10 protein-coding genes are annotated in these 13,866 nt (G+C 69.1%); 3 read left to right on the forward strand and 7 right to left on the reverse strand.

Annotated elements, in window-relative coordinates:
- Nucleotides 1–94 precede the first annotated feature (94 nt).
- From KQ305_RS12345 to KQ305_RS12355, 3 genes are all read right to left on the reverse strand, one after another.
- On the reverse strand, nucleotides 95–1,129 hold the full coding sequence (locus tag KQ305_RS12345; RefSeq protein WP_259725698.1) for a glycosyltransferase: 1,035 nt from the start codon (nucleotides 1,127–1,129) through the stop codon (nucleotides 95–97).
- 40 nt (nucleotides 1,130–1,169) lie between these two features.
- Nucleotides 1,170–1,883 (reverse strand): heme oxygenase (biliverdin-producing), encoded by a 714-nt coding sequence (locus KQ305_RS12350; RefSeq protein ID WP_259725699.1) that lies wholly within the window; start codon nucleotides 1,881–1,883, stop codon nucleotides 1,170–1,172.
- A 76-nt stretch (nucleotides 1,884–1,959) separates the two neighbouring features.
- Complete coding sequence (locus KQ305_RS12355) at nucleotides 1,960–2,412, reverse strand: hypothetical protein (protein WP_259725712.1); 453 nt, start codon at nucleotides 2,410–2,412, stop codon at nucleotides 1,960–1,962.
- A gap of 70 nt (nucleotides 2,413–2,482) precedes the next feature.
- Here KQ305_RS12355 and KQ305_RS12360 point away from each other — a divergent pair, with 70 nt between their 5' ends.
- Nucleotides 2,483–3,913 (forward strand): NADP-dependent isocitrate dehydrogenase, encoded by a 1,431-nt coding sequence (locus KQ305_RS12360; protein WP_259725700.1) that lies wholly within the window; start codon nucleotides 2,483–2,485, stop codon nucleotides 3,911–3,913.
- Nucleotides 3,914–4,184: 271 nt separating this feature from the next.
- Entirely contained in the window at nucleotides 4,185–5,579 is a 1,395-nt protein-coding gene (locus KQ305_RS12365; RefSeq protein ID WP_259725701.1) for a (Fe-S)-binding protein, read from the forward strand.
- Between the two features lie 33 nt (nucleotides 5,580–5,612).
- Here KQ305_RS12365 and KQ305_RS12370 read toward each other — a convergent pair whose 3' ends face one another.
- The gene (locus KQ305_RS12370; RefSeq protein ID WP_259725702.1) at nucleotides 5,613–8,588 is read right to left on the reverse strand and encodes a diguanylate cyclase domain-containing protein; all 2,976 of its coding nucleotides are present in this window, start codon (nucleotides 8,586–8,588) and stop codon (nucleotides 5,613–5,615) included.
- Between the two features lie 351 nt (nucleotides 8,589–8,939).
- Nucleotides 8,940–10,409: a four-carbon acid sugar kinase family protein gene (locus KQ305_RS12375; protein WP_259725703.1), complete on the reverse strand. Its 1,470-nt coding sequence runs from the start codon at nucleotides 10,407–10,409 to the stop codon at nucleotides 8,940–8,942.
- Between the two features lie 17 nt (nucleotides 10,410–10,426).
- On the opposite strand from KQ305_RS12375, the gene KQ305_RS12380 reads away from it, so the two are divergent.
- Nucleotides 10,427–11,641 (forward strand): FAD-binding oxidoreductase, encoded by a 1,215-nt coding sequence (locus KQ305_RS12380; protein WP_259725704.1) that lies wholly within the window; start codon nucleotides 10,427–10,429, stop codon nucleotides 11,639–11,641.
- Here KQ305_RS12380 and KQ305_RS12385 read toward each other — a convergent pair.
- A complete protein-coding gene (locus tag KQ305_RS12385) occupies nucleotides 11,620–12,483 on the reverse strand; it encodes a galactose mutarotase (protein ID WP_259725705.1) in 864 nt (287 codons plus the stop codon). The two genes, KQ305_RS12380 and KQ305_RS12385, sit on opposite strands and share 22 nt — an antisense overlap.
- Nucleotides 12,480–13,866 (reverse strand): acyltransferase family protein (locus KQ305_RS12390; RefSeq protein WP_259725706.1); only part of this gene is annotated, 1,387 nt, incomplete at its 5' end. The genes KQ305_RS12385 and KQ305_RS12390, both read right to left, overlap by 4 nt.

A 13,866-nucleotide genomic window follows, 5' to 3' on the forward strand; every position in this document is an offset into this window, starting at 1 on the left:
AACTCTTGAAGGTTTGGCTTTTGCGAAACATCTGGTCAGACTTTTGCCGAAATCGTACCCGTGCTCTCAGATGGGTCGCCCCGACGCCAGCCAGTCAATTCAGTGATCGCCACATGGCCCAAAAACGTCGCCACCACTGGTCGATGCGCAGGGCCAGCCGGGGAGGCGAACGCAAGGGCGGTGTCCCCTCCAGCAGCAGGTGGCTCCAGTGGGCGTCGATGGCCTCCAGGGCCGTGTGCCAGCGTTCCTGAAGCACGGGCTCGCTGCAGGCCTCCAGCAGGTTGGAGAGCCGCGCCGGCGGCGGCAGCCACGCCATCGGATCAGCCACCGCCGCCTGGATCCGCTCCAGGTCGTGCTCCAGGCTGCCGCACCCGATCTGGTGACCCACCACCCCAGGGTCAAGGCTGTCGGCCAGGGCATGGTTGAGACTGCTGAACACCACGCAGCCGCAGGCCAGGGCCTCCAGCGGCGGCAAGCCGAACCCCTCGCTCACCCCCCGCCCGCGCCAGTAGTCGGCGGAGTCGTAAAGCACCACAGCGGCACTGTTGAACAGATCGACCAGATCGTCCACCCAGCCGCTCTGGACCTCCACCCTCAGCCCCCGGCGGCGCAGGGCCGGCACCAGGTGCTGCAGGACATAGCGGCTGCTCTTGCGTTGCTGGACGAGCACGTCGATGGGCCGGCCGCAGCCAACGGGTGCCGCCCGGTTGCCCCGCTCCAGCCACTTGGAGTGCAGCGCATTGGGCACCAGGAACAGGGGGTTGCGGGGAGCCCGGTCGCCCCAGTAGCCGAGGGTGTTGCGGCTGACGGCCAACACCGGCACGCCAGGGGGCAGAGAGAATCCATAGCCGCTGCTGTGGGCGTGATACGCCACCGGCCGCCCCCGCAAGCGACGCAGCTGGCCGGGCACGTCGAAGCCCCAGCTGACGATCCAGAGGGCCCCACCCGGCGCAGGCTCCCTGGCCAGCAGGTCGTCGAGGAAGGGGTGGTCGGGCTCCCGCTGCCGGTAGGTGACCACCTCGGTGGGCACCAGATCGGCCGTCAGCCGCGCCGTCTGCAACTCCACCAGCAACCCGCCGCACCGGAAGCGGCCGGTGGTGCCGGGAAGCAGGAAACGGATCGGGCGCACGCGGATCGGAGTGGCGGCGTCCGCCGCAGGCCTGGGAAACCTAGGCGGGCACGGCCTCGGTGCTGCCCGCGCGGCTGCGGCGGGTGAGGAAGCCGAACAGCACCTTGCCGATCGCGGCCACCAGGTTGCCTTCCAGTTCCTGGAACATCTTCATGTTGCAGTGGAAGGCCTCGTTGGCCTCGGCCACGATCCGGTCGGCCATGGCCTGGTCGATGGGAAGGCTGTCGAGGGTGAGCCGGTAGGTGGCCTTGAAGGCCTTCTCGTCGTCGATGGCGTCGAATTCGTAGAAGCGCAAGCCATCGTGCTCACCCAGATTCATCGCCTTCTGGGCGATGTTCTTGAGGATCTGGCCTCCGGACAGGTCGCCGATGTAGCGGGTGTAATGGTGGCCCACAAGCAGTTCGGGACACTCCCGGCCCACCTGGTGCAGGCGGGCCACATACTCCTGGGCACCAGGAGTGGCGCGGATCTGCTGCCGCCAATCGCCACCGAAATAGAAGGACAGATCCTGCTCTAGCGACTCGCGGCGATTCAGCTCCGGTGAGGCGATCGGACCGACGACGGGGTGGTCTGTGAGCTTGCCGATCTCCTCTTCCATGGCGCTGTAGACGAACCACAGGTCGGCCACCAGGGTGCGGTAGCTGGCCTTGTCGACGACTCCCTTGAGGAAACAGCTCACGAAACCGGTGTTCTCGGCCATCGTGTGGGCTTTCTTTGTTCCCTCACGGAGTTGGGAAGCAAGGGCGACGGGCATGGGATCGGAAGGCTGCGCGGGCAGACGATCCAAGGTAGGTGGGGCCTTCCGGGCTAGGCGCCAAGGTTGCGAAGGATTACGCGGCCCGCGTCCCACGGGCCGACACGTCGCCGAAGAGATCGAACAGCTCACGGCAGATCTGTTGGAGGGCGCCAACCACCTCCACCGAGGGGAGATGGGACCCTGAGGGCTGCCAGTCCCCCACCGTGGCCAGGCGCCAACGCTCCGATTCATAGGTGAGCCCCCTGATCAGCACCCCCAGCAGCCGGGGTCGCTCGCCGGATCCGGCCGGGGCCCGCTCCAGCCGGAGCTGCACCAGCAGCGAGCGGCACTGCAAGCGGGGACTCCAGCCGGGGAAATGGAAGGAGAGATCCACCGTCTCCCGCTCATCGAAGGCGCGGGTGAGGGGATCGTCCCGCCAGGGGGTGAGGTTGGCCCGGGCTGCAGGGAAATGCAGACGGAAGTGACCCACCACCGCGGCAATCGCGGCTGCCAGTTCCACCGATCGGGCCTGGTCGGCCGCATTCATGCCGTTTCCCCTGAGCAGAAAGCCAATGTGGCCGAAACCTAGGCTCATCGGCGCGTTCCGTGCCGACTCCATGGCCACATACGAGAAGCTCACCGTCCCAGCCAGCGGCACGGCCATCCAGTTCGAGGGCGGCCAGCCGATCGTCCCCAACGACCCGATCATTCCCTTCATCCGTGGCGATGGCACCGGCGTGGACATCTGGCCGGCCACCCAGCGGGTGCTGGATGCGGCCGTGGCCAAGGCCTACGGCGGAGAACGCCGCATCGAGTGGTTCAAGGTGTATGCCGGCGACGAGGCCTGTGAGCTCTACGGCACCTACCAGTACCTCCCCCAGGACACCCTGACGGCGATCGAGGAGTTCGGCGTGGCCATCAAGGGCCCCCTCACCACCCCGATCGGCGGCGGCATCCGCTCCCTCAACGTGGCCCTGCGGCAGATCTTCGATCTGTACTGCTGTGTGCGGCCCTGTCGCTACTACGCCGGCACCCCCAGCCCCCACAAGCGGCCCCAGGACCTGGACGTGGTGGTGTACCGGGAGAACACCGAGGACATCTACATGGGGATCGAGTGGGAGGCCAGCGATCCTGTCTGCATCGAGCTGATCGCCCACCTCAACGACACGGTGATCCCCGCCAACGGCAAGCTGGGCAACCGCCGCATTCCCGAGGGGGCCGGCATCGGCATCAAACCGGTGAGCAAGGCCGGCACGCAGCGCCACGTGCGCAAGGCCATCCTCCACGCCCTCGGCCTGGCGGGTGCCAAGCGCCACGTGACCCTGGTGCACAAGGGCAACATCATGAAGTTCACCGAGGGGGCCTTCCGGGACTGGGGCTACGAGCTGGCCACCACGGAATTCCGTGACCAGTGCGTCACCGAGCGGGAGAGCTGGATCCTGGGGAACCTGGAGGAGAAGCCGGGGCTGAGCATCGAGGACAACGCCCGCCTGATCGAGCCCGGCTACGACAGTCTCACCCCCGAGAAGAAGGCGGCCGTGGACACGGAGGTGAAAGGGGTTCTCCAGGCCATCGGCGAAAGCCATGGCGACGGGAAATGGAAGGTGATGGTGATGGTCGACGACCGCATCGCCGACAGTATTTTCCAGCAGATCCAGACCCGGCCCCAGGAGTATTCGGTGCTCTGCACCCTCAACCTCAACGGCGACTACATCTCCGATGCGGCGGCGGCAGTGGTGGGCGGCCTGGGCATGGCGCCGGGGGCCAACATCGGTGACAAAGCCGCCATCTTCGAGGCCACCCACGGCACCGCTCCCAAGCACGCTGGCCTCGACAGGATCAACCCGGGATCGGTGATCCTTTCCGGCGTGATGATGCTCGAATACATGGGCTGGCAGGAAGCAGCCGACCTGATCACCGAGGGGCTCAGCGCCGCGATCGCCAACAAGGAGGTCACCTACGACCTGGCTCGGCTGATGGAACCGCGCGCCGAGGCCGTGAGCTGCTCGGGCTTCGCTGAAGCGGTGGTGCGCCACTTCGGGGGGTGAGGAGACGGGGACATCCGGTGTTCCCAACCAGCGCCCCAATGCACGATTAGCGTCTCATCGACGTACTCCATTCAAAGGATGCTGTCTCCACGGAGCTGGAAGTCCAAGGCGGCAGGAAAGGTGATCAAACTGCTGCCGAGACAAGGGCGTCCTTGTGGGGGAACCGATGACCTACCCGGGGGCCGGTGTGATGCACCAATTGTCGCGCCAGTGGGACGCCTGGTTCGGCGCCTTCTGCGACTGAGGGAAACCTCGCCCCACAATGGATCGCATGAGCCTTCCGTTCATCGCCGCTGACCCCTGCGTCCACTGCGGCTTCTGCCTCCCCACCTGCGCCAGTTACCGGGTGCTGGCGACCGAAATGGACTCCCCCCGGGGACGGATCCATGCCCTCAAGGCGATCGACGCCGGGGAGCTGGTGCTGGACGCCACGGTGGCCAAGCATTTCGACAGCTGCCTGGGCTGCTTCGCCTGCGTCACCGCCTGCCCGGCGGGCGTGCGCTACGACCAGCTGATCGAGACCATGCGGCCGAGGCTGAACGCGCCCGAGCTGCGCAATCCCGCGCAGCGGGCGTTCCGGCGGCTGATCTTCGCCCTGCTCCCCTACCCGCAGCGGCTGCGGGCATTGCTGGCACCCCTGCGGGCCTACGCCGGCACGCCCCTGCAGGCCCTGGCGCGCCGCTGCGGCCTCACCCGCCTGTTCGGGCCACAGGTCGCGGCGATGGAGAAGCTCCTGCCGCCGCTGCCGGCGCAGTCCTTCCGTGACGACTGGCCGGTGCTGGTGCCGGCCGTTGGCCCCCGCCGCCATCGGGTCGGGCTGGTGCTCGGCTGCGTCCAGCGGGTGTTTGAGCCGGGGGTGAACGCCGCCGCCATCCGGGTGCTGGCCGCCAACGGCATCGAGGTGGTGATCCCCCCCGACCAGGGCTGCTGTGGTGCCATGACCCACCACCAGGGGGAACTGGACCAGACCCGGGAGCTGGCCAGCGCCCTGGTGTCCAGTTTCGAGGCGGTGATCGGCCCGGGACGGCCGGCCGGGCCCGAACCCCTTGATGCCGTGCTGGTAGCCGCCTCGGGCTGTGGCCACACCATGAAGTCCTACGGGGAGATCCTCAGCAGCCGCCATCCCCTGCTGGGCACGGTGGCCGACATCCAGGAGTTCCTCGACGCGGTCGGGCTCAGCGACAGCTTCCAGGCGGAATTGCAACCGCTCCCGCACGACGACGGCACCCCCGCCAGTGCCGAGCGCCCCGTGCAGCTGGCCTACCACGATGCCTGCCACCAGCTCCACGGCCAGGGCCTGGCGGCCCAGCCCCGTCGCCTGCTGGGCCGGATCCCCCATGTGCGGATCCGCGAAGCCACCGAAGCCGGCGTCTGCTGCGGCAGTGCCGGCATCTACAACCTCGTGCAGCCCGAGGAGGCCGCCGAACTGGGCCGGATCAAGGCCGCGGATCTGAGCGGCACCGGGGCCCAGCTGGCCGTGAGCGCCAACATCGGCTGCACGCTCCAGATCCGCCAGGCCATGGAGGCTCAGCAGCGGCCGCTGCCGGTGCTCCATCCGATCGAGCTGCTGGATCGCAGCTGGCAAGGTGGGCTGCAGACCGGCACCGGCCTGGGCGGGGATGAACCGCGAGACGTCACTCCAGGCCGTGAGGCTGAATCCGCCTGACGATCAGGTGCCGCGGGCGTCAACGCTGCTGGCCTACCCGATGGCGACCACACGGTTACGGCCTTCCTGCATGGCTGCATACATCGCCTCATCAGCCCGTGCCACCAACACATCCGTCGACTCGCCCGGTTTGAGCAGGGTCACGCCTATCGAGAGGGTGGGCGTCACCACACCCGTGGGCAAGCTCATCGGCACAGCCACCGTCCGGTGAATCTTGGCGGCGAACACCTTGGCTTCCGCCAGGGAGCGGACCCCCTGAATCACCACCAGCAGCTCATCGCCACCGAGCCGGCCCACCAGATCGCCGCTGCGGGTGGTGTCACGCAGCCGCTGCGCGAGAGCCTCCAGGACCGCGTCGCCGCCGGTGTGGCCATGGTGGTCATTGATCTCCTTGAAGTGGTCGACGTCGCAGAACAGCACGGCCAGATTGCCATCGGCCATGCGGCGGCGCAGGCTGAGCGACTGAAGCTGCTCGAGGATTTCCTGCCGGTTGAAGAGACCGGTGAGGGAGTCGAAGCGGGCCCGATGATCGAGTTCAGCCTCCGCGGCCACCTCCTCATCCACAACCTGGAGAGCCCCCGCCAGCCCCATCACTCCTCCTTCGGCATTGGGGTGGGGGCCCGCATGGATCTCCAGCCAGCGCCAGCAACGGTCGGAGTCGTGGACGCGCAGGCGCACGCTGGCACTGCGGCCCTGCTCCACCTGCTGCAGCAGGGTGAGCCATTGCTCCGTGTCGTCGGGGTGGCAGAAATTCTGCAGCCGCTGGCCTTGCCACTCCTCTTGCCCCCAGCCGAGAAGACGCCTCAGCCCCGGGGCGATCCAGACGATCGTGCCGGCCTCGCAGAGAAACACAACATCACTGACGTTCTCGGCCAGCAGGCGGAAGCGTTGCTCGGACGCCGCCAACTGCTGGCTGGCATGGTGCCGGTCGCTCACATCGCGGAAGCTCAAGGCCAACCCGTCGCGCACCCACACAGCCCGCAGGTCCACATGCAGGGGCTCGCATGCACCAGCCAGCTGCAGCGGCCGGTCATCGGCAATCAGGGCCTGGCCCTCCCTCGCCACCCCCACCAGCTCCGCCAGCAACAGGCGGTTGGCGCTGGGCGGCAGCAGTTCCGCCAGGGGCATGCCGATCAGCTGGTCGCTCGAATGGCCCAGCCAGCTGGCCGCCGCCGGGTTGGCCTCAGAGATCCGCAATTGATCGGTGAGGGTAAGGAACAGTTGCGGGTCGACCAGGGCATTGAGGGTGGCCGCCAGCAGGCCCCGCTGCTGGTCGATTTCCAGCTCACGCTGCACCTGGTCGGTGATGTCGTAGTTCACGCCGATCATCCGCAGTGCCTTGCCATCGGCGGCATAGGTGGTGCGGCTGCGAGCCTGCAGGTGATGGATCGAGCCATCGGGCCACACCACCCGGAAGCGCGGTTGATACGGCCGCAAGCCCCGCACGGCCGCCTGGATCTCCGATTCGGCGTAGTGCCGGTCGTCGGGATGGACGGCGTTGGCCCAAGCGTTATAGGCACCGGCGAATTGGTCACCGGTGAGGCCGTAGAGCTTGTACATCACCGGGTCCCAGGTGAGCACATCGCGGTCGACGTCCCAGTCCCAGACCCCCACGATGCCCGCCTCGGCCGCCGCCTCGAGGTAGGCCGACTTCTCCACCAGCTCGGACACGTCGGCGATCTGGAGGATCATCGTGTCGGCAGCGCTGGCGGGGCCGCTGCCCGGGGTCCAGGTCAGGACCAGATCGCCCCAGACACTGGTGCCGTCAGGCCGGCTGAAGCGGAAGCGTCGGCGCTCGCCATCACGATGATGCGGGGGATCCTCCAGCCGCTCGGCGGCATCGCGATCGCCGGGGTGGACGAACTCAACCCAGCTGCGACCCAGCAGGGCGCTCTCGCTGCGACCCAGCAGTTGGCTGAGAGCCCCGTTGACGCTGCGGAAGTTGCCGGTGGCAGGCTCACAGAGCCCCGTGCCGATGCCGGCACTGCGCAATACCGCCTGGAGCTGGTCGGCCAGCTGATGCTCCTCTTCGCGCAACGCATCCAGCCGTTGCTGGGAGAGGGCGATGGTCAGGCTGAAGGCCACCGCAAGCAGGTAGAGGGCGGCCACCAGCACCACACCGACGGGGGAGGCGAGCAAGGCGCCGGCGGAATGGGCACCGGGGGGCGCCTGGAGCACCACCGCAAGCCCGAGCTGTTGGCGACGGGTGTCGAAGATGAACAGACCCTGGCTGTTCCTCACAACACCACGAGACTGTCCCTGCATCTGACGCCACACCCCCGGGAAGCGCTGGGCGAAATTGGGCGTCGCTGCGGCGGCACCAGGGTTCAGAACCTGGCCTCTGTCGTTGAGCAGATAGCCGCGCTGTTGGGCCGGCGAGCCACTGGTCCCGACGTCAAAGTTCTTCACTACCCGCTCAAGGCTGGTGACGTACACCACCACCCCGCGCCTCTGGTTGCCACTGAACAGAGGACGCACCGCCAGCAGGACGGGATCGGCGCCAGTCTTGCCGGAGCTGCTGATCTGCCGGGGCCAGTACACCGGAGAGAGCCAGAACCCCTCCCGATCCAGCATCAGGCCACGGTTCAGGGCGACCCGCAGCGTGGCCGGATCGGCCGGGGCACCGCGTCGCCAGATCGACAACTGCGACTGGCCCGCAGGATTGAACACGAGAATCGCCCCATAGCGCTCGTGCACCTGCAGCTGGGCGCTAAAGAGAGCCTGAAGCTGCCGGCGGCGCTCGCTGTTGCGGCCGATCTCGGCACTGAGCAGGGCTGACGTGGCCGTGTCGGCCTGGACCTCCTGAAGGATCTGCTCAACCTGCAGGCTGGCTCCCTCCTGAGCGGCGGTCAGGCGCGCCAGAAGGGTCTCGCGCCGCGAATGCCCATAGAGCAGCACCATCGGCAGCAGCACCACGGTGATGGCTCCACCCATGAGCAGGAAGAGGCGCAGGGCCTGGCCCAGGGTCCCGCGATGGATGCCCCGCCGTGGCCACCGAAGCCACCCCATCAGACCTGAAGCTGGTGGCGAAGGATGGAGGGACCGCAGACCATGGGCCCGCTGGTCAGCAGCAGCCGCGGCCACTGGGGCTGGCCGGCGTTCCCGTCAGGGGGGCGGGCTGGAGGGGTGATCCAGGGTTGTTCACCCACAGCCCAGTGCGGGCCGAGCTCCTCCCCGGAAGACAACGGGTCAGGCGAAAGGTGTGAAAGATCCTTGCGACGGCCAGCGAAGCGTTGCTGCTGTGGATCCGATCGCGCAGGCATGGTGGCTCCTGCCCTAAGCACGGGTGGATTGGGAGCTCAAGAGGCAAGGCGCTTCAGGAGCTTTGGATCATCATGGCTGATCGGGTTCGAGCCCTGATCACGAGACCGTTTCGGAGACCCGTGCTGGATGGTCGGGGCCACCGTCCATCCAGCGCCAGGCCTTCCTGAGGGTCCCGGCGTCGCCGAGGTTCCCGGGGAAGGTCAGGATCGGCAGGCGCGGTACCGGGGCTGCGTCGGGCGTAAGTACCAGGGAAAGCCCTGGCAGCAGCTGGCCCTGCAGCTCCACCGCGGCCAGCCCGAGACCCTGACGCAAGAACGCGTCGGTGGTGATGCCGCCCTTGCTGATCACATACCCGAGCCGGTACGCCTCGGCAGCCGCCAGGCGGGCCATCAGCGCCGCCAGGGCCTCGCCGAGCCGCCGTCGTTCATTCGCACCGGCGCAGACCAGCTCGCCACGGCTGGTGGTCAGCACCGGGGTGCGGCCGGCATCCAGCACAGCACCCAGCTGGTCTTGCCATTGCCGCTCCAGCGAGGCCAGCAGCAGCCTCGGCTCAGGGCCCTCCAACACCCGCGACAGGCGGGGCACCGGCAGCTCCACCACGGTGCAGGCCGTCTCCCTCAGAAGCTCCTCCAGCTGCGCATCGGCCAGCGGGACATGGGAGCCCACCAGCACCATCCCCGGCAGCGCACCCGTCCCATCGCGTCGCCGCAGGCCGGCCAGGCCGGCCGCATCCAGCGGCTGGGGCGGCAGCTCCACCAAGCCGTTCAACAGGCTGGCGGCGCTCTGGCACAGGAACCGCCTTGGCCGGCCCCAGGGCGCCGCCGATGCCGGTGCCATGAGCTCCCGCATAGCGGCACCCAGGGCCGCCAGCTGCCTAGGGCGCTCCGCATCCACCACCAACAAACGGTTGACCTGGAGCGCCGCCAGACGGCCGCACAGGGCCACGAAGCCTTCCGAGCTGCCGCCATCGGCCCGCTCCGCCCCTGCCTCCATTTCTTGCCACCCGATGCGCTCCACCGCGGCGGCGGGGATGCGGCCGCCGCTCTTCTCCTCCACCCAGTCGGGCAGGTAGCTGCTGGTGTAGCCGAACAGGCCATCGGAGGCGAACGGGCTCTCGTGCACCGGCCGGCCCTGGAGAAGGTGCACCCCATCCACCGTGGTGCGCCCCCCCTCGAGGAAGGCCGGCACCAGCAGGGTGGCGTCGAAGGGGCCGAGCTCCTCGTTGATCACGTCCACCTCCAGGGGGAAGTGGCCCCGCAGGGTGGAATCGCCCCGGCTCACCACGAGCCAGTCAGCGATGCGGCCGCAGGCCACCGCCTCCTCCAGGGCGGGCCGCAGGGCGCGACAGATCTCCCGCACCCGCTCGGCCGCCGCCGCCGGCGCCAGGGCGCGGGTGTTCGCCAGAAGGAACAGCAGTGGCGACGGGTGGGCCAGGCCGGCGGCCAGGGTCCCGGCGTCCCAGCGCAACAGCAGCGGACAGCCGTGCACGGTCTGCGAGCCGGTGGGATCGTCATCGATGACGACGATCTTGAGATCGGGCCCGGAATCGAGGGTCGCCTGCGCCATGGCACCATCGTGCCGTGATGCGACCTGAGCCCAGCGAGCTGCAGGAGCTGGTGCGGGACCTGCACCGGCAGGGTTCAGCCTGGCTGCCTGCTGGCCTGGGCAGCCGACTCGACTGGGGCGCGCCCGTCCAGGACTCCTGCACTGTGCTCAGCTGCGGCGCCCTGCGGGGCGTGCGGGAATTCAATCCCGGCGATTTCACCATCACCGTGGCCGCCGGCACACCACTGGTGGAGGTGCAGGAAACTCTCGGACACCATGGCCAGTGGTTGTCCGTGGATGCCCCCTGGGGGGACGGCCATGGCGCCGCCGCCGGCAGCATCGGCGGCCTGGTGGCCCGGGGCCTGGCGGGCGGCTACCGCCAGCGCTACCTGGGAGTGCGGGACCAGCTGATTGGTATCCAGCTGATGCGGGCCGATGGGGTGACGGCCAGGGCCGGCGGCAAGGTGGTGAAGAACGTGGCCGGCTACGACCTGATGCGGCTGTTCACCGGCAGCTGGGGCTCCCTGGGCCTGATCACCGAGCTGACCCTGCGCACCCTGCCCCAGCCACCCCTGCGCCGCAGCGTCTGCTTCCAGGGCGAGACCGGGGATCTGGCCCTCCTGAGCCGTTGGTTGCTGGGCTCCAGCCTCAGCCCGGAGCGGATCGACTGGTGGAACGACAGTCTCGCCGCCAGCGCCGGCCTGGCGCCGACGCCCCTGCTGCTGATCGGCCTGGCCAGCGTCGATGCCGCCACCTTGGAGGAGCAGGTGCGTTGCCTGCAGGAGCGCAGCACCCTGCAGGCCCGGGTGCTGGACGCCGCCACCACCGAGACCTGGCTGGCCCTGGCCCGGGGGGGAGCTGGCGGTCCCGGCACCATCACCGCCGCCGCTCCTGCGTGGCTACTGCGGCTCGGCGTCAGCCCCGACCAGCTCGAGACCTTGATGCAGGACCCGGGCCTGGCCGGGCTGGCCGTGGACATGGCGGCCGGCAGCGGCCTCGGCCTGGCCTGGACTGGCCCGGCCGAGGCGCAGGCCGCAGTGACCTCAGGTCAGGTGCTGGCGCTGCGTAGCCTCTGCGAGGAGCTGGGGGGCCATCTCACCGTGCTGCGCCAGCCCCCAGGTGCTTCCCTTCCGGCCTGGCTGGATGCCCCCTCCCGGCCGCTGATCGAGGCGATCAAGCGCCGCTTCGATCCGGCCGGTCAGCTGGCGCCGGGCCGGCTGCCCGGCGTTGCTCAGAGCTTTTCGACGCTGTAGCGGCAGCCCAGCTCAAGGGACTCCCCGGCAGGGACCAGCAGGCGCCGCTCACCCGTGCTCAGAGCCCCCCGCGGCCCGCTCCAGGGCTCCAGACAGAGCATCGGCCGGGGCGGGTCGCTCCACACCACTACCAGATCCATCGGCGCCGAGGGGTGCAGCGTCACCACCCGGCCCCCCGCTGGATCCACCAGGCGCACCGGGCCCTCGCTGGTGCAGAGGAAATCCACCCCCTTCTCCAGCCGGGACAGCTGATCAGCGGTGGCGGCGGGAGCCATCGTGAGGTGGTCGACACAGTCCCCCGGCAGGCCTTCGAGCCGCACTTGGGCCAGATCGGCGACGGCGACGTAGGGGTGCAGGCCCAGGCTGAAGGGGAGGGGATCCGTGCCGGCCTCGCCACGGTGGCTGATCCTGGCCGTGATCACCAGGGCCGAGGCCTGCAGCCGCAGCTCCAGTTCCAAGGCGAAGGCGAAGGGGAAATGGGGGCGGCTCTCAGGGCCGTCCTCGAGGCGCAGGAGCACCCCATCGCCCCCCGCCAGCGGGGCGATCGACCAGGGCAGGTCGCGGGCAAAACCATGCTGGGGCAGCGGAAACGTCCCCTGGGGCAACGCGAGGACATCACCCGGCAGGTTGCCGCAGATGGGGAAGAGCACGGGGATCCCGCCCCGCACCGACTTGGCGGGGTCGGCGAAGCGCTCCGCATCGAAGTAGAGGATCTCACTGCCGCCGCAGCACCAGCCGGTGACCAGCCCGCCGCGCTCGGGGACGACCGTGAGGGAATCGCCACTGGCCGGATCGGTGAAGCGCCACTGGGGGGAGGCCCCGGTGGGGGGAGTCAGGGTCATGGGGAGGGGGAGGCGGTGGGCCGGGGGCTGGTGAGTCCCTGCTGTTGCAGGAACCGTTCGAACGGGCCGGCCAGGGACCGGCTCCCAGACACGCTCAGGTGGTGGGAATCGGCGTAGAGCGGCGTGCCGTCGGGCCGGCGGTAGACCACCCGGCCGCTGGCATCCACCAGGAAAGGGGTGGGGTCGAACACATGCACGTTGGACAGCCCGTCAGCCACTTCCCCGAGCAGGTTCTGGAGCGTCGCCCGCATCCGGGCCGTGGTGGCGGGATCACCGGCGCAGCTGCTGCCGGCCGGATCCTGGCAGGCCACCGGCTCCCTGGCCAGGGACGGGTTGTCGACCACCAGCATCAGCTGGATCCCCCTGGTCGCCAGCCGTTCGGCGTAGGCCCGCATGGCGGCCACATGGGCCTGGCGCAACTCGGCAATGCGCAGGCGGCGATCGCCCAGGTAGGTGGGCGGGCCATACCCCCGGCCCTCGATGTCGTTGCTGGCCAGGTAGTTGTGCAGGAAACCCGAGACCAGAACGATGTCACCGGGCTTGAGGCGCTGCAGGGAGCGCTCCATCTCCCCAGCGGAGAACTGGCGGCAGGATTCGTAGCGCCCCTTCTGCCAGGTGACCGTGAGCTGGGGATCGATCAGGCAGGCACCCATGGCGGCAAAGGTGAGGCCCTGGCCGGTGCGGGCGGTGACAACCTCCAGCATCGGCAGCAGGTGCTGGGCATGGGAATCGCCCAGCAGGAAGATCTCCCGCGCTCCTGGGGTGCCCGGCCTGTTGCACTTGTCGAAGTTCGGCCGGGTGGTGGCGTCGTAGGGCTTGCCACTGGCGACGGTGCAATCGCTGGTGATGCCAGTGCCTGGAATCAGGGGATTGAGGGCATGGACCCGCTCGCTGATCGGCACCGGATCGGCATCCACGCCCAGGAACCACTTGCCCCGGAGCTGGTGGTGCAGGGCGTCGATGCCGAGCCACAGGCCCGCCACCGCCAGCAGCGCCAGCAACGTCTCCCACCACCACTTCAGCGGATAGCGCCGCACCGGCTGCTCCACCAGCCCATACGCCGCCACCGCCAGCACCACGCTCCCCGCCACCGCCAGTCCGTACTGCCACCAGGTCTCCATCCCCCACGTCCACCGCAGCAGCACGATCACCGGCCAGTGCCACAGGTACAGCGAATACGACAAGAGGCCGCACGTCAGCAGCCCGCGCTCCAGCCAACGACCCGGCAGAAATCTGCCCCCTTCCCCGGGGCCCGCCTGCAGCACCAGCAGCGTCCCCAGCACCGCCGGCAGCACCCCAGGCACCGGAAAGCCCTCCCGCTCCGATGTCGCCACCACCGCCCACAACAGCAGCGCTCCACCCACCAGCCGCGGCCAGCGGCCC

The sequence above is a fragment of the Synechococcus sp. CS-1332 genome (assembly GCF_025127995.1).
Classification (GTDB): Bacteria; Cyanobacteriota; Cyanobacteriia; order PCC-6307; family Cyanobiaceae; genus Cyanobium.